This window comes from Spirosoma aerophilum, from assembly GCF_054782495.1.
The window spans coordinates 793,078-815,687 of the sequence record NZ_BAAGSJ010000004.1 but is presented as its reverse complement, the minus strand read 5'-3'; the positions used below and the strand labels follow the sequence as shown (position 1 = coordinate 815,687).

General features: G+C 50.7%; 20 protein-coding genes. 9 read left to right on the top strand and 11 right to left on the bottom strand.

The window, feature by feature from the left end:
• The first annotated feature begins 26 nt into the window (after positions 1–26).
• Positions 27–1,040, top strand: coding sequence for a toxin-antitoxin system YwqK family antitoxin (locus ACYVK4_RS05285; RefSeq protein WP_461126429.1), 1,014 nt, complete (start codon positions 27–29; stop codon positions 1,038–1,040).
• A gap of 114 nt (positions 1,041–1,154) precedes the next feature.
• On the opposite strand, the gene ACYVK4_RS05280 is transcribed toward ACYVK4_RS05285, so the two are convergent.
• The 3 genes from ACYVK4_RS05280 to ACYVK4_RS05270 form a co-directional block, all read right to left on the bottom strand.
• Positions 1,155–1,964: a tetratricopeptide repeat protein gene (locus tag ACYVK4_RS05280; RefSeq protein WP_461126428.1), complete on the bottom strand. Its 810-nt coding sequence runs from the start codon at positions 1,962–1,964 to the stop codon at positions 1,155–1,157.
• A gap of 73 nt (positions 1,965–2,037) precedes the next feature.
• Positions 2,038–3,465 carry a DEAD/DEAH box helicase gene (locus ACYVK4_RS05275; RefSeq protein WP_461126427.1) on the bottom strand — a complete coding sequence of 476 codons (1,428 nt, stop codon included), beginning with the start codon at positions 3,463–3,465 and terminating at the stop codon, positions 2,038–2,040.
• Positions 3,466–3,591: 126 nt separating this feature from the next.
• Positions 3,592–4,488 carry a fructosamine kinase family protein gene (locus ACYVK4_RS05270; protein WP_461126426.1) on the bottom strand — a complete coding sequence of 299 codons (897 nt, stop codon included), beginning with the start codon at positions 4,486–4,488 and terminating at the stop codon, positions 3,592–3,594.
• Between the two features lie 86 nt (positions 4,489–4,574).
• Between ACYVK4_RS05270 and ACYVK4_RS05265 the strand changes: the two genes are divergently transcribed.
• Positions 4,575–5,771 (top strand): anhydro-N-acetylmuramic acid kinase, encoded by a 1,197-nt coding sequence (locus tag ACYVK4_RS05265; RefSeq protein WP_461126425.1) that lies wholly within the window; start codon positions 4,575–4,577, stop codon positions 5,769–5,771.
• Positions 5,772–5,816: 45 nt separating this feature from the next.
• On the opposite strand, the gene mog is transcribed toward ACYVK4_RS05265, so the two are convergent.
• The 3 genes from mog to ACYVK4_RS05250 all read right to left on the bottom strand — a co-directional run bounded on the left by mog (position 5,817) and on the right by ACYVK4_RS05250 (position 9,353).
• Positions 5,817–6,341 carry a molybdopterin adenylyltransferase gene (gene mog, locus ACYVK4_RS05260; RefSeq protein ID WP_461126424.1) on the bottom strand — a complete coding sequence of 175 codons (525 nt, stop codon included), beginning with the start codon at positions 6,339–6,341 and terminating at the stop codon, positions 5,817–5,819.
• A gap of 82 nt (positions 6,342–6,423) precedes the next feature.
• Complete coding sequence (locus tag ACYVK4_RS05255) at positions 6,424–8,244, bottom strand: glycosyltransferase (protein WP_461126423.1); 1,821 nt, start codon at positions 8,242–8,244, stop codon at positions 6,424–6,426.
• 95 nt (positions 8,245–8,339) lie between these two features.
• The gene (locus ACYVK4_RS05250) at positions 8,340–9,353 is read right to left on the bottom strand and encodes an isoaspartyl peptidase/L-asparaginase family protein (protein WP_461126422.1); all 1,014 of its coding nucleotides are present in this window, start codon (positions 9,351–9,353) and stop codon (positions 8,340–8,342) included.
• 110 nt (positions 9,354–9,463) lie between these two features.
• On the opposite strand from ACYVK4_RS05250, the gene purU reads away from it, so the two are divergent.
• On the top strand, positions 9,464–10,318 hold the full coding sequence (purU, locus tag ACYVK4_RS05245) for a formyltetrahydrofolate deformylase (RefSeq protein WP_461126421.1): 855 nt from the start codon (positions 9,464–9,466) through the stop codon (positions 10,316–10,318).
• Here purU and ACYVK4_RS05240 read toward each other — a convergent pair.
• Positions 10,305–11,045 (bottom strand): copper homeostasis protein CutC, encoded by a 741-nt coding sequence (locus ACYVK4_RS05240; RefSeq protein WP_461126420.1) that lies wholly within the window; start codon positions 11,043–11,045, stop codon positions 10,305–10,307. The two genes, purU and ACYVK4_RS05240, sit on opposite strands and share 14 nt — an antisense overlap.
• A gap of 310 nt (positions 11,046–11,355) precedes the next feature.
• On the opposite strand from ACYVK4_RS05240, the gene ACYVK4_RS05235 reads away from it, so the two are divergent.
• Positions 11,356–11,577, top strand: a complete 222-nt coding sequence (locus ACYVK4_RS05235; protein WP_009284883.1) for a DUF2795 domain-containing protein — start codon at positions 11,356–11,358, stop codon at positions 11,575–11,577.
• A 256-nt stretch (positions 11,578–11,833) separates the two neighbouring features.
• Here the strand turns inward: ACYVK4_RS05235 and ACYVK4_RS05230 are convergent, their stop codons facing one another.
• Positions 11,834–12,316 (bottom strand): sterol desaturase family protein, encoded by a 483-nt coding sequence (locus ACYVK4_RS05230; protein ID WP_461126419.1) that lies wholly within the window; start codon positions 12,314–12,316, stop codon positions 11,834–11,836.
• A gap of 220 nt (positions 12,317–12,536) precedes the next feature.
• Here ACYVK4_RS05230 and ACYVK4_RS05225 point away from each other — a divergent pair, with 220 nt between their 5' ends.
• From ACYVK4_RS05225 to ACYVK4_RS05215, 3 genes are all read left to right on the top strand, one after another.
• Positions 12,537–13,205 carry an AlbA family DNA-binding domain-containing protein gene (locus ACYVK4_RS05225; protein WP_461126662.1) on the top strand — a complete coding sequence of 223 codons (669 nt, stop codon included), beginning with the start codon at positions 12,537–12,539 and terminating at the stop codon, positions 13,203–13,205.
• 81 nt (positions 13,206–13,286) lie between these two features.
• Positions 13,287–15,353 (top strand): OPT family oligopeptide transporter, encoded by a 2,067-nt coding sequence (locus ACYVK4_RS05220; protein ID WP_461126418.1) that lies wholly within the window; start codon positions 13,287–13,289, stop codon positions 15,351–15,353.
• Positions 15,354–15,453: 100 nt separating this feature from the next.
• A complete protein-coding gene (locus ACYVK4_RS05215; protein WP_461126417.1) occupies positions 15,454–16,020 on the top strand; it encodes a hypothetical protein in 567 nt (188 codons plus the stop codon).
• 21 nt (positions 16,021–16,041) lie between these two features.
• Here the strand turns inward: ACYVK4_RS05215 and ACYVK4_RS05210 are convergent, their stop codons facing one another.
• From ACYVK4_RS05210 to ACYVK4_RS05200, 3 genes are all read right to left on the bottom strand, one after another.
• A complete protein-coding gene (locus ACYVK4_RS05210) occupies positions 16,042–17,106 on the bottom strand; it encodes a DmpA family aminopeptidase (protein ID WP_461126416.1) in 1,065 nt (354 codons plus the stop codon).
• A 232-nt stretch (positions 17,107–17,338) separates the two neighbouring features.
• The gene (locus ACYVK4_RS05205) at positions 17,339–18,079 is read right to left on the bottom strand and encodes a ferredoxin reductase (RefSeq protein ID WP_461126415.1); all 741 of its coding nucleotides are present in this window, start codon (positions 18,077–18,079) and stop codon (positions 17,339–17,341) included.
• Between the two features lie 11 nt (positions 18,080–18,090).
• On the bottom strand, positions 18,091–18,705 hold the full coding sequence (locus ACYVK4_RS05200; protein ID WP_461126414.1) for a sulfite oxidase-like oxidoreductase: 615 nt from the start codon (positions 18,703–18,705) through the stop codon (positions 18,091–18,093).
• A 655-nt stretch (positions 18,706–19,360) separates the two neighbouring features.
• Between ACYVK4_RS05200 and ACYVK4_RS05195 the strand changes: the two genes are divergently transcribed.
• Positions 19,361–19,711, top strand: a complete 351-nt coding sequence (locus tag ACYVK4_RS05195; protein ID WP_461126413.1) for a hypothetical protein — start codon at positions 19,361–19,363, stop codon at positions 19,709–19,711.
• 1,113 nt (positions 19,712–20,824) lie between these two features.
• Complete coding sequence (locus ACYVK4_RS05190) at positions 20,825–21,274, top strand: hypothetical protein (protein ID WP_461126412.1); 450 nt, start codon at positions 20,825–20,827, stop codon at positions 21,272–21,274.
• Positions 21,275–22,610 lie beyond the last annotated feature (1,336 nt).

The window sequence follows — 22,610 nt, the reverse complement described above, 5'->3', positions numbered from 1 at the left end:
TAAGGCACCAATTACCTGTGCAGGCCATGTTTGGATCGAACTTGAAACAACTGATTATAATCTTTTTATCTAGTGGGCTGTTTGTTTTTCCGGCAAACGCGCAAACGGCTCCGTCGTCGCTCACCACAGCGGGCAAGCCCGTATTGGCCCCGTCTGGAGCCGCTCCCTCCCCATTGGATGGATTTTCGTCGGTACCGTCGTCGCTCACTACGCTGGGATTACCCACTATGTCGTCGCTGAAAGAGCAGAAGGATGCCTACCTGGCCGGTATCATGCCCGACCTGGGATTAAAAGTAAAGCAGCTTAAAAAATTAAAGGCTGACCGGAAGAGTAAGCAAAAACTTTCCAGAACGGAGTACGAAGGTTTATCAATGGTGAAAGCCTATACCAAGTTTGGGAGTGGAGACCGGACGGTTGTAGAGGAGTTTTACGTCCTGCGCGACAATGATGCTGCCAAACCACTGCCCTACGTTCGGGACATATTTCGCTACTATCAGAAATCAGCTCGTGTCACTAATTCCATTGTGCGCGATGAAGGGACGGGCTTGCTGCTGCATGGCCCGTACAAACGTTATCAGAACGGCGATCTGGTTGAAGAGGGTAACTATTATGCCGGCATGAAAGATGGGCGCTGGGAGAAGTATGACAGTAAGTTTATGCTGACCGATAAAACCCGCTGGCATCGGGGTGTCCCCGCCGAATCGAGGCTGGTCTTCTATGATTCAACTCACCATAAAATCAAGGAAATTATTCCCATCGAATATGGCAAAGTGAAGGGTACCTATATGGCCTTTTACGAAAATGGCCTGCTGGCTGAAGAGGGTAAATACGACAACGGTGTGAAAGTGGGCCGCTGGACGGAGTATTATCCGGTTAACCCCAATGGCCGCCGGATGCGCCGAAAATTGTCACAGTACGCCAGCGATCAGTGGGATACCGAATTTGAGCCCTACACCATCACCGAATGGGACGAGAAGGGAAAAGTAACCTTCGAGCGGGCCAAAGAAAAGGTCGTTCAGGAAGACGAAACGGAGAATTAAATACAAGTGGTAAGTAATAAGTTTGTAAGTGGAAAGTGGCTGACGCACGAGTAATCTTACTCTCGCAGGCCCGTAACTTATTACTTACCACTTGGCAACTTACAACTTGCTAACTTACTTAAACTTCCCTTTCGGGTCGGGATGTTTGGCGAGCAGTTCGTTGAGGTAGCCGATGTCCAGAATGGATAAGTCGAGGGTGTAAGCCTGATGAAAATAATCCCAGGCCTTCGGGTAATCGGCTTTCAGATAATGGACGACAGACAATTTCTGGTAGGGAGCCGCATTTGCCGGGCTGAGTGCAATGGCTCGTTGCAGATGTTCCTCCGCTTCGGTCAGTATGTCAGGGGTTGGTTTGTCCTGATACTGCTTAATTTCTACGGTAGCCAGATCGGTTATCAGGGCCACGTTGCTATCGGCCACCGATAGGCCCTTCTTTAGCATACGAATGGCGTCGGGCAGTTGGTTCTTCTGATAACAAACCACACCCAGTCCCCAGAACGCATCCGGATTATGATCATTGAGCAGCCACGACAGGTTAAAGCGGTAGGCCGCCGTATCCAGCTGCCCATTGCCAACATAATCCCAGCCCCGGGCCGCAAAAAAATCGCTGGCCTCGGTGCGACTGGCAAAATTTCGGTCGCAATCATTCAGGAAGTGAATTTCGGCGTCGATCTGTTCGGGGGTTTTGGTCCGTTCGCCAAATAGAGGCAGATTATTGACCTGACCGCTGGCAGGCTCGGCGGCATCGGTAGAAACAGATTCTGTGGGTTGATGGGCGATCGTTTCGGCAGGCCGTTGCACGGGTTGCCTCTGCTGAACGGAATCGCCTGAACGCGCCGATATAATAAGTTGCTTTGGTTGTGCCATCGACAAAAACGGCAACACAACTAAAGTACACTGTATCAGATTCATCCGAACGTTCATAGAAAGTACTATACCAGGGGGTTTTGTCTCGATAGAACGAAATGGGAATCCAAGTTAGTACATTTTAAATCGATTACCGACGGCCTCCGCGTGGGCCTGCCTTTCGGGCACCACCTGCCTTACTGCCTACCTTTCCGCCAGATTTGCGGCTAAATCCACCGGAACGCGTTCCCGGGCTTGATGGACCCGTTTTTTTTGCCCCACTGAGCTTCGCCTGAGCTTTGTCACGCTCCTTACCCGGAGCCATATTTGATATTTTTTTATCGTGAAAAGCACCCAGAAAGGTTGGATCATCTTTCCGGCGCTGCTCATCAATCTCACGCAGCATGGCCTGTTCTTCCTCAAAAGGTGTTTCCGTAACCTCCACTTCGGGCGGCAGCGGCTGGCGGGGAATTTCCATGCGAATGATGCGTTCGATCTTTTGCACGTGGTACTCTTCGGCCTTGGTCAAAAAGGTGATGGCTTCGCCCGTATGATTGGCCCGCCCCGTCCGGCCAATTCGGTGCACGTAATCTTCATAGATCAAGGGCAGATCGAAGTTAATCACGTGGCTTACCTGCGCTACGTCAATACCACGAGCCGCAACGTCTGTCGCTACCAGCACCTGAACGTTTCCTTCTTTAAAAGCCTCCATGGAGTTGATCCGGGTATTCTGCCCTTTATTGGCGTGAATGACCCGCACTTTCTCAGGGTCTAACACTTTGCGTGCCAGAAACTTATAAATATTTTCGGCTGTCCCTTTGGTGCGGGCAAAGATGATCACACGCTGGAAGTTTTCACGGGTGATCAGGTAATTCACCATGTTGATCTTAGTGCGGAAGTTCGGCGCTTCGTAGATCACCTGATTCACCATATCGGCGGTGGAAGCCTGCGGGCTTACCTCGACTTTAATAGGCGCTTCCAGAAACTCGGATGATAACCGTTCAACTCGTCCACCAAAAGTGGCCGAAAACAGCAGATTTTGCCGCTTGGTCGGAATCACCTCCAGAATAGACCGGATCTGGGGCATAAAGCCCATATCCATCATTTTGTCCGCTTCATCGAGCACCATGGTGCGAATTTCCTTCGTCACAATTTCGCCGGTCCGGTACAGATCCATAAACCGGCCGGGGGTGGCTACCAGAATATCGATGCCGTTCCGAAGGGCTTCAATCTGTGTTTTTGGTCCAAGACCGCCAATAAGCGCCAGATGTCGAAGATCCGTAAACTTCCCTAACTCGCTAACGGCCTGGTCGATCTGCATCACCAGCTCGCGGGTTGGCGCCAGGATCAGCGCACGTGGGTTTTTGCCCTGTGCGTATTTGACTTTCATCAGAATCGGGAGCAGGTAAGCCGCCGTTTTACCGGTACCCGTTTGGGCAATGCCCAGCACATCATGATTGCCCAGACTCAGCGGAATCGTTTTCTGCTGAATAGGTGTCGGCTCTGTATAACCCAGTTCGGCCACGGCGTTAAGCAACTGCCGATTCAACTCGAACTGTTCGAACGAAGTAATTTCCATGAGAAACAGTCAGCAAGTTAGTAAGTCAGTAAGTTGGTGAGTCGGTAAGTGGCTGACGCAAGTACTATGCATGCGTCAGCTACTTACCGACTTACCAACTTACCAACTTACCGACTTATCGACTCATTAAAATTGTTTCAATATTCTTTCTACGCCACTAACGTAGCCTGAGCCAAACAGATTCACGTGAACCAGTAATGGATACAAATTATAAATGGCCACGCGCTCGTTGAAGCCATCCTGAAGGGGAAACGTTTCGTGGTAAGCGTCATAAAAACGGTCGTCGAAACCGGCAAAGAGTTTAGTAAAGGCCAGTTCGGCTTCCCGGAAACCGTAGTACACTGCCGGGTCGACCAGAGCGGGCTGGCCCGTTTCGTTCACCAGCACATTGCCTGACCACAAATCGCCGTGAAGCAACGCCGGTCGCTCGTTTGGCAACAGATCGGGCAGACGCGTGCGAAGCCGGAAGAGGGCGTCGTACATTTCTTTGGACAACAACCCTTTGTAGAGTGCCAGACCCGCCTGCGGCAGCAGCCGATGTTCGAAAAAGAAATCGTATCCGTTCGCCGTCAACGTATTGTTTTGTGGCAGGGCGCTGATGTAATTGGCGAAGTTCAGGCCAAACGATGGCTGGGTGTGCGAATGAAGAACGGCCAGCGAATGCCCCAGGGTTTCCCAATACGCTTTGTCGGGCGTGCCCGGATCGATATATTCCAGAATCAGATAGGCTTTGTCCAGAAGACGGCCGTGGCCAATGACTTTCGGAATGTGCAACGCTTCTGTCTGGCGAAGCAGGTCGAGGCCGCGTGCTTCGGTAGCAAAGATGCCGGACTCATCGTCAGAGGAAACCTCCAGCTGATTCCATTTGACAAAGAAGACGCCTTCCGACGAAAACACCTGAGCCGACGTATTGATATTGCCCCCCGATAGAAACTGCATTTCGATAACCTGCACCGGCTGGCCCAGGGCCGAAAACAGAATGCTTTCAAAAAAAGAAAATTGCTCGTCGCCCCAAAAATCCATGCGTTATTTGCGTATCGGCTGTTCTAGTGAGTGACCATTGGCGATGGGCACTTGTCAGCCGATCAGCCAGAAATAATTGATATAGAATGAATCCACAAATACAGCATCTTTACGATATAGCCCGAAAACCCAACCGCCGAATCATCGGCCTGATGTCGGGAACTTCGCTCGATGGCCTCGATGTGGCGCTTTGCCGTATTTCGGGCAGTGGCCCCCAAACCCAGGTAATCCTTGAACGATTCGACACCATCCCTTTCGACGAAGCGTTTAAGAATGATATTCGCACCATTTTTGCCAAGTCAACCATCGACTTCGAGCAACTCTGTCTGCTGAATCCATACACTGGCCGGCTTCATGGTCAGCTCATCCTCGACTGTCTGTACAAGTGGGGTATTAACCCGAATGAGGTAGACGTTGTTGCGAGTCACGGGCAAACGGTGTATCACGCCCCAAAAAGTCAGCACCGGCGCGATAAGTTCCCGAACGCAACGCTCCAGATTGGCGATGGCGATCACATCGCGGCCGTTACGGGAATTCTTACCCTCAGTGATTTCCGGCAGAAACATGTCGCACATGGGGGCGAAGGGGCACCTCTGGCCGTTTATGGGGATTACTTCATGTTCTCGAAACTGGGCGAAAACCGGATTTTGCTGAACATGGGCGGCATTGCCAATTTTACTTATTTGCCCGCCGATGGCGATGCCGGTAATGTCTTCACGACCGATACAGGACCGGGCAATACGTTGCTGGACGCTTACGCACGAAAGTTCCTGAGCAAACCCTACGATGAAGATGGGGCCTTAGCTGCGCAGGGTGAAGTCAACGAACGCTTGCTGGCGGCCCTGAAAACGAATCCCTTCTTCGACGCTCCCTTTCCGAAAACAACAGGTCCCGAAGTGTTCAACATACCATATGTGGATGATGCACAAACCCGCAGCCAAACCACCAAAATACACCCCGCCGACCTGATGGCTACGCTCGTTCAATTCAGCGCCGATACCATTACCGAAGCCATTGGACGCGTGATGGAAGAAGGTGAAGTTTACCGGATTTATATGAGCGGGGGCGGTATGCACAACCCTGAGCTAACGGCCAGACTCCGCAACCTACTGCCCAACTGCACTTTTGGGCTTACTAATGAGCTGGGTATCAACGGTGATGCGAAGGAAGCCGTTCTGTTTGCCGTACTGGCCAACGAAAGTTTAGTGGGCGGAAACACATCCTTTGGCGACCGGCAGGGTGTTCCAGCCGTTTCAATGGGAAAGGTTAGCTTTCCCAAGTAGTTTCCTTTAAACCTATAAGGTTTTAAAAACCTTATAGGTTTGGAGCTAGCTTTTTGGCCTGAAAACCGGCATTACTCCTTCATGCGTGGTCAGAAACGGCCCGCCAATAAGGTCGATGCAGTACGGAATGGCGGGAAACACCACCGACAGGCACTGGCCAATGGCTTTGGGTTTGCCGGGCAAGTTCAGAATGAGTGTCTGGTTGCGTATACCGGCTGTCTGGCGCGATAAAATGGCTGTAGGGACGTATTTCAGGCTTTCCTGGCGCATCAGTTCGCCAAAGCCGGGCATCATCTTTTGGCAAACGGCTTCGGTTGCTTCGGGCGTAACATCACGCAGGGCCGGGCCGGTGCCGCCGGTCGTTACTACCAGGCAGCAGCCTTCGGTGTCGGCCAGTTCGATCATTGTCGCTTTCAGTTGGTCCTGCTCGTCAGGGATGATGCGGTACACGGGCTGCCATTCGCAGCTAAGCCATTCGTTCAGGAAACCAACGACCGCCTTTCCCGGAATATCTTCATAGATCCCCGCACTCGCTCTGTCCGAAACGTTAATAATACCAATGTAAATCATATATGATGTATGATATAGGGTGTATGCTATAGGATGCAAGGTATCTGCTACATACATCCTATAGCATACATTATACATCAAATTACGGTTTCCTTCGCTTCAGCGCCAAATCGTGTGCGGTGTCGTAATAGGATCGGAGGCTGCTCCAGTCGAAGACATCGGCAATACTCTCGACCCGGTTTCGCTGCTGAATCCGGTCACGCTGGGCCATTCTGACAAAGCGGTACAGCACATCGGCCAACTGATCGGCGGCTTCGTCGAACGACTGGGTGCGTCGGTTAATGACGTAAATACCCCGGTTCTCATAATCACGCATGATCTGCATGATAAAGTCACCAAAGCCCGACTGGTCGCTGGTGACGGTGGGAATGCCGCGTACAACGCATTCCAGCGGTGTATAGCCCCACGGCTCATAATAGCTCGGGAACACGCCCAGGTGGCAGCCCCGAACAAACTGGCTGTAATCCAGACCGAACAGGGGGTTGGTCGACGCAATGAAATCGGGGTGATACACGATCTTCACGCGGTCGTATTCATTGTTGACCAGGTTGGCCTGCCGGATAAACCGCGTCATGTCATCCTCCTGCACCAGATTGTGCGTCACAAAGGGTGGCAGGTGTTTGGTTTTCCAGCTCTGCACGGTTCGCCGAAGACGCAGCCGCCAGTATTCATCAACAAAACTGTTCAGGTCGGGGAGGGAGGTACCCTGCGGGTCGGAGGCTGCTGCCTGGAAAAGCCGCTCGCCAACCTGTTTCTCGATGCTTTCGCAGGTTTCCTGAATTTCGTCCAGCAACGCCCGTGAGTGAAGCACTTCGGGGTTGATGGACGTGTAGGGTTGCTTGGTCACCATGAACATCACGATCGTCATGTCCATGTTGGCTTCCCGCATTCGGTAATTCAACCGGGCCAGGGCTTCGAGTGTCAGGTCATAGCCTTTGTTGGAAAACTCGAATCGGCCGGAGGTGAAGAAATAAAGCGTTTTCTCCAGATCGAAGGAATAACTCTGGAAAAAGTGGCCCATGACAAACTCATGAATCTTTTGTTTGTAGCGAACGTGCAGATTCTGAAATTCGTGGACGGCCGCAAAACGCGTAACGTTCAAGCCGTTGGGCAACACCAGATCGGGGTTTCGGCCCAGGAAGACCTCGCATTCACGCGCCGTTACATCGCTGACGGTGGTGAAAACGTGAGACTGTAACGCCGACAGACGCTCGATAGTGGCCTGCGTTTCAATATTGTAATGCTGGGCTTCGCGCTTCCAGTCAAAAAAGGGCAGCTTCCCATAAAATCCCGGCTCATTCTGTGCCAGGTACCGCCCCAGCATGGTAGCGTGGGTTGTAAAAACGGTAGCTACCTTAACATTGTCATGCCGCAGGTCGGGCAAGCCTGTGCTGGCCATCCATTCATGGAAATGGGCCACGAAATCAACACGACGGGCGTGGTCTTCGGCCAGCAGGGTGATAAACAGGCGGACCATCTCGCCGAAGGCGATGGTCTGGTTGACCAGGTCTTCGATGTTTAGCGTCGAGAGTTGATGCCTGAGCCAGAGCTGGGTTTTTATTTGGTTGAGTTGTTCAACCGTAATGCTGCTAATATCGAAGAGTACCACCCTGGGCCGACCCGTAACGAGCCAGTAACCGTACTCAACGCGATAGCCCATCTGCCGCATCTTACGAACGGTCTGTCCAATTTCGGTTTCGTCTGACTCGATGATGGGTTCAAATTCAGCGGCTGCCCGTTGAGGGAAATAGGGGCCTAGAGCTACGTAATTGTCGTCCCACTTTTCGACCATCGCTGGTACTTTGGACCTGATTACTGTGTAAATTCCACCTACTTGATTGCACACCTCCCAGGCGACTTCCAGTAGTAATTTCCGCTTCGATGTTGAGAATACCGCTTCCAAATTAGTTAGTTAGTTTTGACACAAGGGTAAGTTGTGACGATTTTCAGGCCTTTGACGTGCAAGTAAACAATATAAACTATAACAGATAAATTTGTTTATTTTAAATATGACTTGGCATCTGTCACCTGAGTTTGTTTGTTTCGGGAAAGGGTGTAATTAAAGCCCGGTTGTATACTGAATGCACCATGTTCGCCTTTTTTATTTACCGCTAAAAAGCCAACCTGTATATCCTTGAACTCCTGTTTGTTAACAATGCGTAGTGCGGCTTCTTCGCAGGCTTGCTGAGGAGTTCGGCCCTGACGCATCAGCTCGACGACCAGAAATGAGCCGCAGGTCCGCATCACCAGTTCGCCCAACCCCGTAGCACAGGCCCCGCCAATTTCGTTATCGACGAAAAGCCCGGCACCGATAATGGGTGAATCGCCAACGCGACCGCGCATCTTATAAGCCAGGCCGCTGGTTGTACAGGCTCCCGAAATATTTCCTTTAGCGTCGATCGCCAGCATACCGATGGTGTCGTGCCGCTCGATGTTGGCAATGGGTTTGTATTTGGCCGTTTTCAGCCATTCCCGCCATTCCTTTTCGGCTTTGGGCGTCAGCAGGTTTTCTTTTTTGAAGCCCTGCGACAGCGCGAATTGAAGGGCACCTTCGCCACTGAGCATGACGTGGGGTGTTTTTTGCATCACAGCTTTGGCCACCGAAATAGGATGCATGATATGCTCCAGAAAGGTAACAGCGCCCGCGTTCCCTTTCTCATCCATAATGCAGGCGTCGAGCGTAACGTGTCCGTCGCGATCCGGGCGACCGCCGTAACCAACGCTCATATCCTCCGGATCGGCCTCGGGCACCCTTACACCGGCCTCCACGGCATCCAGGGCATTGCCTCCCTTGTCCAGTACAGCCTGGGCTGCGGCATTGGCTTTAGGCTGTTTCCAGGTTGAAATGACCAGCGGGGCAGGCTCCGCAGCGATATCAGCCGGAATCGATGAATTAGGTCCGGAAAGGTCGGTTGAGGAGCCCGTATGGGTTGATTTGGTGTTGCTAAACGATAGCGAAGGAATGAGCCCGGCCAGCGAGCTAAGTGTGAGAAAACGGCGTCGATTTACCATAGATATAGGGCTTACGGCTCAAATTAAAGGAATAAACGCTTGGCATTTACTACTTTTAGGCGATTTATTGCAAACGATGTATGGGCGTTCCTGATAAACATATACTACTCATGGACGGCCCCGATAGCAAGGGCCTGATCTATCACGTAACGGGTGTGCTGTTCCGGCATAATCTGAACATTATTCATAATGATGAATATGTGAGCCCGTCAGGGCGTTTTTTCATGCGGACAGAGTTCGAAGGCACCTTTGATAGTGTGGCTTTGCTGCATGAGTTGCAAACAACGATTCCCGCTTCGCTTCAGGCCGCTGCAAATCAGGAGGGCCCGGCTAAACCGTCGGGCATTACCTTTCGGCTGAATCCAAAGCGCAAGAAAAACATTGTTGTGATGGTCACAAAAGAGCATCACTGCCTGGGCGAATTGCTGATCCGGTATGCGTTCGACGAGCTGGATGCCGATATTCTGGCCGTTGTCAGTAATTACAATGTGCTGCAGCCGTTGGTCAGTAAGTTTGGCATTCCGTTTCATTACATCTCGCACGAAGGCAAGTCCCGCGAAGAACACGAAGAGGCCATTTTGCGCACTTTAGCCATTTATGAGCCCCAGTACCTTGTGTTGGCAAAATACATGCGGGTGCTTACCCCCGGCTTTGTCGATCACTACCCGAATCAAATCATCAATATTCACCACTCCTTTCTACCGGCCTTCATAGGAGCCAATCCCTACCGGCAGGCGTATGAGCGGGGGGTAAAGATCATTGGTGCCACGGCCCACTTTGTCAATAATGACCTGGACGAAGGTCCTATTATTGCCCAGAACGTGAAAGAAGTCGATCACCGCCACACAGCCGCCGATATGGCAACAGAGGGCAAAGACGTGGAGAAAATCGTGTTGTCGCAGGCGTTGAAGTTAGTCTTTAACGATCGGGTGTTCATTTCCGGCAATCGGGCTATTGTCTTGTAGTCGCTGCCAGACGAACGACTCCACGAACTTTGTCCTCATTGGTTTCGATGTATTCGTATTCGTCGGGTAAAGAAGAGGCCATGGACACGGATGGCTGCCGGAAATTCATACCGCTATCTTCCTTTTGACCGCCACTTAAATGCAGGGCATTTACCCCCGCGTCGATGAAGCGTTGGGCGTTTTGGGCATTGACCCCTGCACCCGCCATAATTTCAATACGTCCGGCGGCTGCCTGTGCCAGTTGGCGAAGGGTATCCAATCCTTTCTCGGCGGTTTGTTGCTGACCAGACGTTAGAATACGAACGGCTCCCGAGCGAATGACCGCTTCGAGGGCTTCGAGTGGGTTGCTGGTCATATCGAAGGCGCGATGGAAGGTAACCGGCAACGGATTTGCCAGGTCGACGAGCTGTCGGGTCAGTCCTTCATCGACGGTGCCATCAGGCTGAAGGAGGCCGAATACAAGTCCGTCGGCGCCAAGGGCTTTGGCCAGCTGAATGTCGGCTTTCATGACGGCTAATTCATTTTCGGAGTACAGAAAATCGCCACCCCTGGGCCGAATCATAACATACAGCGGAATAGACAGGTGCTGGCGTGCCAGTTGAATCAGACCTGCGCTGGGTGTAGTACCCCCTTCGGCCAGACCTCCGCATAGTTCAATTCGACCGGCACCGGCTTGCTGGGCAACCAGGCATGAATTCAGAGAATAAGCACACACTTCAATGAGCATAAAGTAGGGAAGGGCTAGATAGTATAGAAAAGATTTGGCAAATAGCTGTATATTAAGGGTGATCAGGGAGTTTACAGGGTCTGGACAACGAAGAGAAAATAGGTTACGGGTGCGGTATATTACCAACCAAACCGTTAAATAGCGACTTTATTTTGCCGAAGAGAAACATTCGCCAGTTTTACGCGTTAATGGCCTAAATCCCGTCAAAAGAACGACCGACAACATTTTTGCCAAAAAGAGCTTGGATATTAACGGTTTTTTTACTTTTGCACCCATATAAAAACACAGTCATTTAACTATCGGACATACTATGTACTGGACACTTGAACTGGCATCCTATCTGGAAGATGCCCCCTGGCCCGCCACCAAAGACGAACTCATTGATTATTCAATTCGCTCCGGCGCTCCCCTTGAAGTTGTTGAGAACCTACAGGAACTCGAAGACGATGGGCAGCCCTATGAAAGCATTGAGGAAATCTGGCCGGATTATCCAACCAAGGATGACTTCTTCTTCAACGAAGACGAATACTAGTTGTTCGGCATTTTTACTAAAAAAGGCGTATCCAGATCAATGGATACGCCTTTTTTGATGTAGGGTTGTTTATAGGATTTCTGATGAAAGAAGAACACGGATGATGCGGATTGAACGAATTTCTACGGATAAAATCCGTGATCGGCCCTTCTGTCAGTGAAAATCTGTTCGATCTGTATCATCCGTGTTCTCACTTTTATTGAGAAAGTCCTGCGATTGTTGATAATCGTACCTACGGACCGGGCCGCAGGTACGATTACGTTTGATTGGCCTTTGCCTCCGTCTTTACGGTTTTCACCGGCCTGTCATACTTTTTGGGCGCATACAGAAATCCGAACGCTTCGGCTCCTTCGCGCGTGTGTACTTTGTGATGGATGTAGTGGGCACGCATGATGCGTTGCATGTAGCGGCCGCTGGTGTCGATTTTTACTTTCACACGTCTGTGGACGATCACATCGTGGAAAACGAAGTAGAAGAAGCCATATAAGGTCACTCCTGCGCCAATCCAGATCAGATAGGACAGTTCCGGATATTCGACGCCAGCCAGAATCAGGCCGATGGCTGTCAGGCTAAAGACGACTGCAAACAGGTCGTTTACTTCAAAAAAGCCTTTATGGTGATTGTGGTGATCGTTGTGCCAACTCCACAAAAAACCGTGCATCACGTACTTATGAGTAAACCACGCAACGCCTTCCATGAACAGGAAAGTACCCAGCACTAAAGCAACATTTACGAGCATTTTTGTGTTTCTTAAGTAGTACAGATAAGAAAAATAACAGAATTAGTGCCGTTTTACCAATTCTGTTTTATTTGTCATAGAATCTACTTCGCTAACGGTTTGTGGCATCAAAAAGTTGACACCAATAGACCAGGATTTTAACGCAAAGTAGAGATACGCGCCAAATAATTGCAAGTTTGTGGAAAAGTCGTATCTTTATAAGGAGTCAGTTGTCAACCAGATGAACCCATCGGTTATGGACTATCAGGCACTCAAGAACCTGGTAAAACGGGGAGAGGGTAGCAATTTAGAGTTCAAGCTGAAAACAAATCATCCCGAAAAAATTATTCGGGGCGTGGTCGCCTTCGCTAATACAAACGGAGGAGTGATGTTGATCGGCGTTGGGGATGACAAGAAAATTCCCGGACTAAAATACGCCGATGAGGACGAATACCTGCTCGTCCGGGCCATTAACAAGTTTTGTTTCCCCCGAATTTCCTATACCATAGAGCGCGTGCAGCTCTACGACGAACGCGAAGTGCTCGTGATCCGGGTACCCCGCAGCCCAACTCGTCCCCACTATATTATCCCCGATCCCGCCGAACCCGACAACAAGAAAGCCTATGTGCGTGTCGGCGATAAATCCGTTCAGGCCAGCCGCGAAGTGCGCGAAATCCTGAAAGGCGAACAGGCCGAACGGGACATCCGCTTTACCTACGGAGAGAAGGAGAAAAAGCTTATGCAGCACTTGGGAGAGCACAACAGCATAACCGTCGACCTGTTTGCGTCGATTGCAGGTATCTCCCGCCGGATCGCTTCCCGAACGCTGGTGCTGCTGGTGCTGGCTAATGTGCTTGAAATCCATCCCAGCGATGTTATGGATAAGTATACGCCCCGGGCAATTCAATAATGTTGGTCCCGTTTTTCGGTATGTTCCGGGAATGTCTTACTTTGTCATGCTCAGGAATGATGCATAACAAACCCGAAGACAATGGTTTCAACTCCACCTGCTCATAAACCCTTTGTTCCCGCAACGGAATCCCCCGCCGAGTTCACCGCTAAAGCCGTCATAACAGGGGCTGTGTTTGGTGTATTATTTGGCGCAGCGACGGTATACCTCTCGCTGAAAGCCGGTCTATCGGTGTCGGCATCCATTCCCATTGCCGTACTGGCCATCTCCCTCGGGCGTCGATTTCTGAACACGACCATTCTCGAAAACAACATCATTCAAACAACCGGCTCGGCGGGTGAGAGCATCGCTTCCGGGGTGGTGTTTACCATGCCGGGCTTTCTCTTCCTGACCAACGGCTCCGGTGCCGATTTCTTTAATTACTGGACCATCCTCACGCTGGCCATTCTGGGCGGGTTGATCGGCACGCTGATGATGATTCCACTGCGTCGGTCGCTCATTGTGCAGGAGCATGGTACGCTGCCATATCCCGAAGGTACGGCCTGTGCTTCGGTGCTGATTGCCGGAGAGAAGGGTGGTGACTTTGCCAAAACGGCCTATCAGGGCTTAGGAGCGGCACTCATCTACGCGTTTCTTCAGAAGGTGCTTCATATTATTGCCGAAGTGCCGGTCTGGGCTACCAAACAGGCCAATCGTTATTTTCCCTCGGCGCAGGTGGCGGGCGAAATAACACCTGAATATTTGGGTGTGGGTTATATTATCGGTTTTCGCATTTCGGCGGTGCTGGTGGGCGGGGGTATTCTGGCGTGGCTTGGTCTTATTCCCCTGCTGGCGTCGGTTGTGCCGGGCGATACCATTGCCCTTCAGCTACAGAAGCTGGGCTACCTGGATAATCTGCAAACGGCTGGCGGGCCGGGTGGCTGGAATCCGGCCACGCATACGTTCTCGGATACGGCAGCGGCTATTTACCGGGCGTATATCCGGCAAATTGGGGCCGGGGCCGTAACGGCGGGTGGGTTCATGACGCTCATAAAAACCATTCCAACAATTGTCTCGTCGTTTAAGCAGAGTTTCAGCAAAACATCGATCAACGCCATCGAAGCCGAAAACGCCTTGAGTGGCCACAGCGGCATTCCCCGTACCGAACAGGACTTAAGCGTTCGGATCGTTGTGATCGGTAGCATTGTACTGGCAGCCCTAATGGTCATACTGCCCCAGATTCCCGGTGATTCTATTCTGACCAAATTGCTGATTGCTGTGCTGGTCATCGTGTTCGGATTCTTCTTCGTTACCGTGGCCAGCCGGATCGTGGGACTCATCGGGTCAAGTTCATCGCCCGTTTCAGGAATGACCATTGCCACCATCATGGGCACGTCGCTGGTGTTCATCGGTTTCGGTCTGACCGGCAAACTGTATGAACCCGCCGTTTTGGTTGTGGGAAGTATGATTTGTGTAGCGGCTGCCAATGCGGGGGCAACGTCGCAGGATCTGAAAACCGGCTATATCGTTGGCGCAACGCCGAAGTACCAGCAGATGGCCTTGTTTGTTGGCGTCATTGTATCGTCGCTGGTGGTGGGAGCCACAGTAAAAATTCTGGACACGCCCACGCCCGATCTGCTGGCGCAGGGCATTACGCATGCCATTGGCTCCGATAAGTTTCCGGCTCCGCAGGGTACGCTGATGGCCACGCTCATAAAAGGACTCTTATCCTTTAATCTCGACTGGCAGTTTGTGCTGGTAGGGGCGTTTATTGCCTTTGTCTTTGAACTGGTGGGCGTTAGTGCGCTGGCGTTTGCCGTGGGGCTGTACCTGCCGTTGTCGACTACGCTGCCGATTTTTGCCGGTGGTCTGGTCAAAGCCATTGTCGACGCGAGTAAAAAGCGGAAAGGCATCGTAGAGGAAGATGCCGACCTTGGAAAAGGAAATCTGTTTGCAACGGGCCTGGTGGCCGGAGGGGCTTTGGCGGGGGTAGCGGTCGCGCTGTTATCGGTCAACGCTTCCATCTACAATGGCCTGGCCTCGCTGACGCTGGAGCCTGTATTGGGTGGTGCATTAGGAGAGGGCGGGTATATGCTGCTGGGCGCGCTGTCGTTTGCTGGTCTGGCGATACTGCTGTGGCGCGTTGGTGAGCAAAAGCAGGAAGGCTAAATAGCCTACCGCTTAGTAAACCCTTACAATTCTAAGGTAAGTATTTGGTAATTAGGGGGCTGATTAAAATGCCCACCGTTTACTAAAGACTTGAAACGATATGCTTACTGCGCTATCAACTTTCTTTTACCGCATAGCGTCCTGGAAAACGCTGTTGCCGGGAGTTATCCTGTATATACCCTTTCCTGCCTATTTCTTCAAAAATCTTGAAGCAAGTATGAATGCACAGGCGGGCTATGCCGTGGGGCCTATCGACTTGCTGGTTGGGTATAATCCGGCTATCATCAGTAAAATGGTTGCCGCGTACGGCGACGTGGGGCGGGCCATCTATGCGCAGGGGGAGCTGACTATTGACGTAGCTTACCCGTTCATCTACACATTTTTATTCTGTATCATACTCACACTGCTGTTCAGACACAGACCGTATACCTCGTTCCGGCTGGTCAACGTGTTGCCCGTGGGCATACTTGTGTTCGATCTTCTGGAAAATAGCTGTATCGTTTACCTGCTCAAAACCTATCCCGAACCGTCTCCGGTTATTACATCTTTTTGCTCCGCACTGACCAATCTGAAATGGACGATGTTTATGATCGTACTGGGCATGGTGCTCTACGGGCTGGTGAAACTGGCAATACGAAGTAGCCAGGGAAAAGTCGCACGTGGATAAATGACCGCGCAGGCAAAGGTATCAGCGGGCCTGTCCGGCTTTCTTCAGCAGGTCCACGACTTTTTCGATGGGCAGCTGTTCGACGGTGTGACCCTGATCGCCCGTGCTTGTTTTGGCCGCAAACAGCGAGTTGATAATGGCTTCTTCCGTAGCTTCGATAGCTGCCATGAATAGGGGCGATACGTTATCATTCCGCAGCAGTTTCAGCTCATCGAATGAGCTGGCGGTTTCGTGCGGAATGCGGTAAGCCGTCGATACGGCAATGACGTAATCGCCACTGCCATTCGAGGCAATACCACCCGTTTGGGCAAGACCCATAAATGCCCGCTTGGCCAGCCGTTTGAGGTTGCGGGCATCCAGCGGGGCATCGGTCAGCACGACCATCATGCACGAGCCGTCGAGTTTTTCCTTGAATGAGTATTTTCCTAAGGCCACCCCAATCGGTACGCCCGCAATCTGCAGCACCCCGCCAAAATTCGTCTGAACCAGTGCACCGACGGTATAGCCGCCCAGCGAGGCCGGTAGCTTTCGGGAAGCGGTACCGATGCCGCCTTTGAAACCGAAGCAGACCGTTCCGGTTCCGGCCCCTACGTTACCTTCTGACACCGTTCCGGTTTTCGCCTGCTGAATGGCGTCGAGCACATGTTGTTTCGTAACATGACGCCCACGAATGTCATTTAACGACCCATCGTTGGTTTCGCCCACGACCGTATTCACCGAACGCACCTGCTCATTGCCTTTTTGCGCCAGCGTATAGTCAATAACCGCATCGGCTGCAGTGGGAACGCTGAGCGTGTTCGTCAGAATGATGGGTGTTTCAAGGGTGCCCAGTTCCTCAACCTGGCTGTAGCCGGTCAGTTTGCCAAAACCATTGCCGATATACATTGCCGCCGGGCTTTTCTGCTGGAAAAGGTTGCCATCGTGAGGAATAATGGCCGTAACGCCGGTGCGGATGTTTGTTCCCTGATTCAACGTAACCTGCCCCACCCGAACCCCCGGTACATCGGTAATGGCATTGAGTGGACCGGTGGGCAGTACGCCAAACTTGATACCATACTCCCGGGGGCGTTTGGATTGTTGAGCCATGGCCGTAGTTGTTACAAGCGAAGCGGTGAGTAGTAAAAGTAATCTGGAGGGACGTAACATAAGTAAAGAAGGTCTTCTCCAGCTAATTTACGGTAATTGCTTTAGTACAATCGTACAGCGGAACGGTTTTCCATTGGGCCAATAAGTTAATAGGCTATCAAGAACGGCAATTGGTCTATCGGCCCAACGGAAAACTCCCGCGCGGGTGACCCCGTCCGTTGTGCAAAAACTCCTACCCGCCCGTTGGACCAAATCGCTCGGTGCGAATGCTCGTTGGGGGTAAACCAACATCGGCCAGTGCATTGGCGACTTGCTCAACCAGTGGGGTAGGGCCACAGACGAAACAAAGCGGCTGGGTCGCGAACCGGCTTAGCACTTCTGACAGCATAGGCCCGTCGATGCGCCGTTGGTAACCCGTCCAGTCCGATGGTGGCCGACGGGTGAAGGTGATGAGCAGGCTGAATTGAGCATCCTGACTGGCTAACGTTTTCAGTTCATTCCAATAAATGACGTCCTCATCGGTGCGAACACTGAACAGCAAAACCGTCGGATTAGTGGCTTTTATAGTAGCTCGATGACGCAGCATCGCCATCAGCGGCACAATGCCCGAGCCACCGGCCACCAGTAGCAGGGGTTCATTGGCCATGCTGTCTTTCCACACAAAATAACCGCCAATTGGCCCCCTCACTTCCAGCGGGTCGCCAATGGCGATGCCATCAAAGAGATAAGAAGACACTTCGCCATCAGTAATGAACTCGATGGTCAGGTCAATCTCGCCGGTCTTCTCCGGTGGCGACGCGATGGAGTAGCTACGCTCGGCCTGGTATCCATCTTCGGCCGTCAGGCGAAGGTCGTAATGCTGGCCGGGGAGATGTGGGGTCCACTCCGGAAGACGCAGCGTAAGGGTTTTCACGCGCGGTGTTTCCTGAACGATAGCCGTTACTTCGGCCATCTGCCATTGAATTTTGTTCATTGGTGATAGGATCAGTCGTCGCTGCGGTAGCGTTGTTCTTTCCAGGGATCGCCGTACATGCTATAGCCGCCCCGTTCCCAGAAACCGGCTTTGTCGGCATCCATGAACCGCAGGCCTTTGATCCATTTGGCACTTTTCCAGAAATACAGATGCGGAACCACCAGCCTAGCGGGACCGCCATGTTCAGGTGCCAGCGGCTGGCCTTCAAAACGAAGACCAACAAAGGCTTTGCCGTGGCGGAGGTCTTCGAGCGGAATGTTGGTGGTGTAATCTCCGTAGGAATAGGCCATGACGTGGGTGGCTTCGGGTTTAACGTTGGCGTGTTCCAGCAGGGTTTCGATGGAAACGCCTTCCCAGTGCGTATCGAGCTTCGACCACTTCGTGACGCAGTGAATATCATTGGTGAATGACTGATGCGGCAGGGCATTGAACTCCTCCCAGGTCCATTGAACGGGTGTGTCGACCAGTCCTTCGAGCGTAAACGTCCAGGTGGTCAACGGAATGCGGGGCGTAGGGCCAGCCGTCAGGACGGGGAAATCGCGGGTTTCGTATTGGCCGGGAGGAATGCGTCCGCTCGTGTCGGCTTCCCGTTTCCGGCCAAACCCTTTGTTAAAAAAAGAAGCCATAGTCTATGACGTTAGTCGTCTGGCAAGATAATCAGTCTCTTACAAGCGAACAACGGTACTATGGCATGTGGCCAACAAAAAAGTGTGTATCGGGCGAGGTTTATAAATAATGAGAATCATGCCATGGCCGCTTCTGTCATCCTGACGCCAGGAGGGGCCGCCGGAGCGGGGATCTTCAATAGGGGCTTTTTTCGTATCTAGACAGCGCGGCTGCCGCAAAGAATTACGCTAAGCGTTTGGGGTAAAGATTAATCGCTCAAACTCAGGTGCACCGCTGAAAAAAAGACTTTGATTGTTGAGATGACAATTTGAGATTGAGCGTAGCTAGAATTGACGCGAACAGCAAAGACCCGGTGACGGTCGCTTTAAACGGGCGTTTAATGGGATGATTTATTTTATTTAGCAGTCAACTACTAGCCCTAACATACGCCCTCATAAGTAGAGTGTTTCGTGTGACTTGCTACAGTCAGGGAAGTCAGAATAAAGGGAATCCTTAGCTAGCCTGAAAGACTCTGTTTGAGCGATTGACTTATTGACCGGGCCCTGATCATCACGGGCGGTGGCTCAACTAATCGCTGGCCTCCCCAGGATTCCTGGGTGTAGGGACTCTTTTTTGTTCATCCAGGCAGCTTTATCTGGGTGTTCAATACATATTATGGAACGGCACTCTTTTCCTTTCACCGCTTTTGATGGCACTCTTACCCACTGTTCGCTGCTGATCGATCGGCCCAGTCAACTGGTTATGGTCTGTCAAACCCAGCAGGGATTGGAACTCACCTGGGCGGCCCCGGAAATTGCGACTCGGCTGGTTACCCACTATAAGCTTACCCCCAGCCGGATGCTCTATATTGAACGGGACCTGCAAAGCCAAGCCGAGGATTCCATTCAGGCGCTATATTATCTGGTTACATTTGTCTGGCAGGGAGAACAGGCAACCCGACCCGACTGGCATTACTTGTCTGCCGATACCTGCCGGTCGCTCTTTAGGTGGATGAGCCACCACTAGCGGACCAGGACTCGCCCAGGGCACCTCAGGCCTAGGGGGTGGAAGGTTGATAAACGCGGACATAATCAATCTGAAAACGGCTCCGGAAACGAGTACCCACCGGATCACCCCCTTTATCTCCGCCAACGGCCAAACTTAAGAGCAGCGAATGGGGTTGCCGAAACGGGTTAGGAATGGGACCATACCCGTTCACCAGTTTCTTAAGCCGAAGGGCTACCCGCTGCCGTAGGTTTAAGGCAGCGTAATAGTCCCGGTTTACTGTTTGTTACAGGTCGATCCGGTTGAGTAATACATTGTCCACGTATAGACGGATGCTGGCTTGATCCCAGTCCATCCGCCACTCATGAGATTTTCGGGACCAGTTCGGGTCATTGAACGAAGAGAGGGGTTTGGTCCGGATCCGCCAGGCGACCGCAAAGGGCTTGTCTCTCTCTCAGGCCACATTGGACAGCAACTGATGCTGGTAGTATTCCATAATATCAATATCTCCCCCATAAGGCCATTGACCCTAAGTCCCCATGGTCCAGGAGACGGGCCATAACCCTGGTATGCAAAGAAGCGGTGTGTATACTGGCTGCTGTATACGCCATAACTGGAATCAGTTAAAAGATGCTGGCCTCCTCTGTGAATACAAAAGGCTAAATGGGCCTCATGATTGCTAAAGTTATTATAAGAACTCACATAAGGTGTTTTAACACCTACATTTTCATAATCTATATTAAGCAACAAACGACAGGCGTGGTTGGGGCTGTACTTCCGCTTTTTTCCTAGTATGATTTTTATCGCGTAAAGATTAGTTTTTGTTAGAATGCAACCAAAAAACCGATAAATCCTACACTTCATCGAATTAAGTTATAATTAACTACACTATTGGATAAAATTTGTATCGATAAACTACATAAGGAAACTTATTTATCAAATAAATTTCATCTGTCACGCGAACTAATGAACACGACGCTTGACGATAAAGCCTACTTGTCAAAAATTGGCAAGTAAACAGTACTTTATTGTTCTACATATACGATTGAATAGTAAATGCTATCTGCCCATTCTCACCAAACGTCCACTGATTTTCAAAAAACCGATTGCTCAGGCTCTTCGGCTAACGTTGTCATGAGTGAATTTCAGAATCGATTCTGGTTTTGTCTGGCCTTGAGCTTACCCATTCTGGCCTATTCTACTGCCCTTCAGCAACAACTGGGTTATCAGCTGGAACTGGCTGGCCGACCTTATCTGCTTTTGATCTGGTGCACGGTCAGCTTCTTATACGGAGGATGGCTGTTCGGCTTAGGCATGGTTATGGAAGTGAGTCAACGCCAGCCGGGTCGCCAGACGCTTTGTCTGCTCGTTGCCAGTTTGAGCTACCTGTTTAGTTTGATACTATTTACCGACCAGCCGTTCGAAAAGAACTGGTTTTGGTTAACTGCCCTGCTGATGGATGGGTTACTACTGAGCAGTTATCTGGAGTTAAAACTAAGAGGTTACAAATCCGAAACCTATAAGTTGTTTCAAACCAAATGGCCTGTTACCGAGGTTGAGCAATACACGTCAAGGCTGATATGAGCCAAAGGAAGTGAGCGTTGTATTAAAAAAACGCTCCCGCCTGAGACGAGAGGCTGATAAATGCGTCTACAACAGGGCGTGGCTGTTAGCTCGCGGGATTTTTTGATGACGCCCTCAGAAATACCAACCAGACTAGTAAGATAGATTCGATTCTGTCTTTTTCTATCAGGCACCTTGAAGGCCAGAAACATATCGTTTGAAAACTGTCATAGTAACCTCCCCCAAGTCGATGGCCAAACTCACTAAACTACTGCTGACCCTCAGTATGGTCCTTGTTTGGGGGTGGACTATCTTTATGGGAACATTTGCTACTCATGCTCATGGTCGGCTAGCCGGCTGGATCATTGGCCTTGTTCTCAATGTGCTATTGGGCCTAGTTTATAGCTACCAGACAACGCATCCTAAAACTATTAAAGAATGGTTTAAAAGGTAATCATTTGCGGGTGTGCACCGGCCAGCGTTTTCAGAAACAGTATTCAGCCTGAAGTTTGGTTCTTTGACTAAATACGCATGTAAGCCCGTCTCTTCAAACCCTCACTCCTAAAACGAAAAAGCGCTCATGTACCCGTGTTAATAATGGGACATTTATAATTACCAATTGATTGGGGCTTGCTATAATCCTAATTAAATGGGACTTGACACCAGGTAATTCGTGAAGGTTACGAGCTGGACTAGTTTTAAAAACAGAACTCAAAAGAGGGATCCTTTTCTTTTAGCAAGTCGCGCCTTTACTATTTATAAATTGTTACCTAATTAATTAGCTTAAAACAGTGCTTATGTTGAAAGCAAAAATTTTGATACCGTTCAGTGTACTTCTGTTATTCCTTTATTTTATACTTGTTGTCCGTCAACCGCCAGCCGAACGACAAAAAATTCAGTTTATTGATCCGATTCAATCGGTGCAGGATTCTATGCAGACTTTAAACCAGATTTGTGATACCATAAGGACCGAGCCGAATGGATTTATGAGTCTTTTCGTGCGACCGAATGATGGTGTGTTGTATTATAGTGGTGAATCAGTCGGAAATTTAGATTCAGTCACTGCGTCAAACGAAGCACTTAAAAGGATGCGAACAGCGCACGCCAACAGGTTGCTTTTAGTAATAAAATTCCTGAATCGAAATTTTATTAATGGTATTCGTTACGAAGGGACCGTAGGTTCTTGGCTGTACGCCTACAGAAGCGATGTAAACTATAGTGACAGATATGGTATTCGCAGTCTCTATTTATTAAATAGTTCTGGCGATGTACCTCGGCGCTCATTAAAACAGTACTGGACTATATTAGACCGAGAAGGACGTATACTGCTTCTTAGTCATATTTAGCCGATGCCCAA

Bases quoted from the DNA above. Each gene is read 5' to 3' on its own strand.
- ACYVK4_RS05285 (WP_461126429.1), top strand. From the start codon at position 27: ATGTTTGGATCGAACTTGAAACAACTGATTATAATCTTTTTATCTAGT.
- ACYVK4_RS05280 (WP_461126428.1), bottom strand. From the start codon at position 1,964: ATGAACGTTCGGATGAATCTGATACAGTGTACTTTAGTTGTGTTGCCG.
- ACYVK4_RS05275 (WP_461126427.1), bottom strand. From the start codon at position 3,465: ATGGAAATTACTTCGTTCGAACAGTTCGAGTTGAATCGGCAGTTGCTT.
- ACYVK4_RS05270 (WP_461126426.1), bottom strand. From the start codon at position 4,488: ATGGATTTTTGGGGCGACGAGCAATTTTCTTTTTTTGAAAGCATTCTG.
- ACYVK4_RS05265 (WP_461126425.1), top strand. From the start codon at position 4,575: ATGAATCCACAAATACAGCATCTTTACGATATAGCCCGAAAACCCAAC.
- mog (WP_461126424.1), bottom strand. From the start codon at position 6,341: ATGATTTACATTGGTATTATTAACGTTTCGGACAGAGCGAGTGCGGGG.
- ACYVK4_RS05250 (WP_461126422.1), bottom strand. From the start codon at position 9,353: ATGGTAAATCGACGCCGTTTTCTCACACTTAGCTCGCTGGCCGGGCTC.
- purU (WP_461126421.1), top strand. From the start codon at position 9,464: ATGGACGGCCCCGATAGCAAGGGCCTGATCTATCACGTAACGGGTGTG.
- ACYVK4_RS05240 (WP_461126420.1), bottom strand. From the start codon at position 11,045: ATGCTCATTGAAGTGTGTGCTTATTCTCTGAATTCATGCCTGGTTGCC.
- ACYVK4_RS05235 (WP_009284883.1), top strand. From the start codon at position 11,356: ATGTACTGGACACTTGAACTGGCATCCTATCTGGAAGATGCCCCCTGG.
- ACYVK4_RS05230 (WP_461126419.1), bottom strand. From the start codon at position 12,316: ATGCTCGTAAATGTTGCTTTAGTGCTGGGTACTTTCCTGTTCATGGAA.
- ACYVK4_RS05225 (WP_461126662.1), top strand. From the start codon at position 12,537: ATGAACCCATCGGTTATGGACTATCAGGCACTCAAGAACCTGGTAAAA.
- ACYVK4_RS05220 (WP_461126418.1), top strand. From the start codon at position 13,287: ATGGTTTCAACTCCACCTGCTCATAAACCCTTTGTTCCCGCAACGGAA.
- ACYVK4_RS05215 (WP_461126417.1), top strand. From the start codon at position 15,454: ATGCTTACTGCGCTATCAACTTTCTTTTACCGCATAGCGTCCTGGAAA.
- ACYVK4_RS05210 (WP_461126416.1), bottom strand. From the start codon at position 17,106: ATGGCTCAACAATCCAAACGCCCCCGGGAGTATGGTATCAAGTTTGGC.
- ACYVK4_RS05205 (WP_461126415.1), bottom strand. From the start codon at position 18,079: ATGAACAAAATTCAATGGCAGATGGCCGAAGTAACGGCTATCGTTCAG.
- ACYVK4_RS05200 (WP_461126414.1), bottom strand. From the start codon at position 18,705: ATGGCTTCTTTTTTTAACAAAGGGTTTGGCCGGAAACGGGAAGCCGAC.
- ACYVK4_RS05195 (WP_461126413.1), top strand. From the start codon at position 19,361: ATGGAACGGCACTCTTTTCCTTTCACCGCTTTTGATGGCACTCTTACC.
- ACYVK4_RS05190 (WP_461126412.1), top strand. From the start codon at position 20,825: ATGAGTGAATTTCAGAATCGATTCTGGTTTTGTCTGGCCTTGAGCTTA.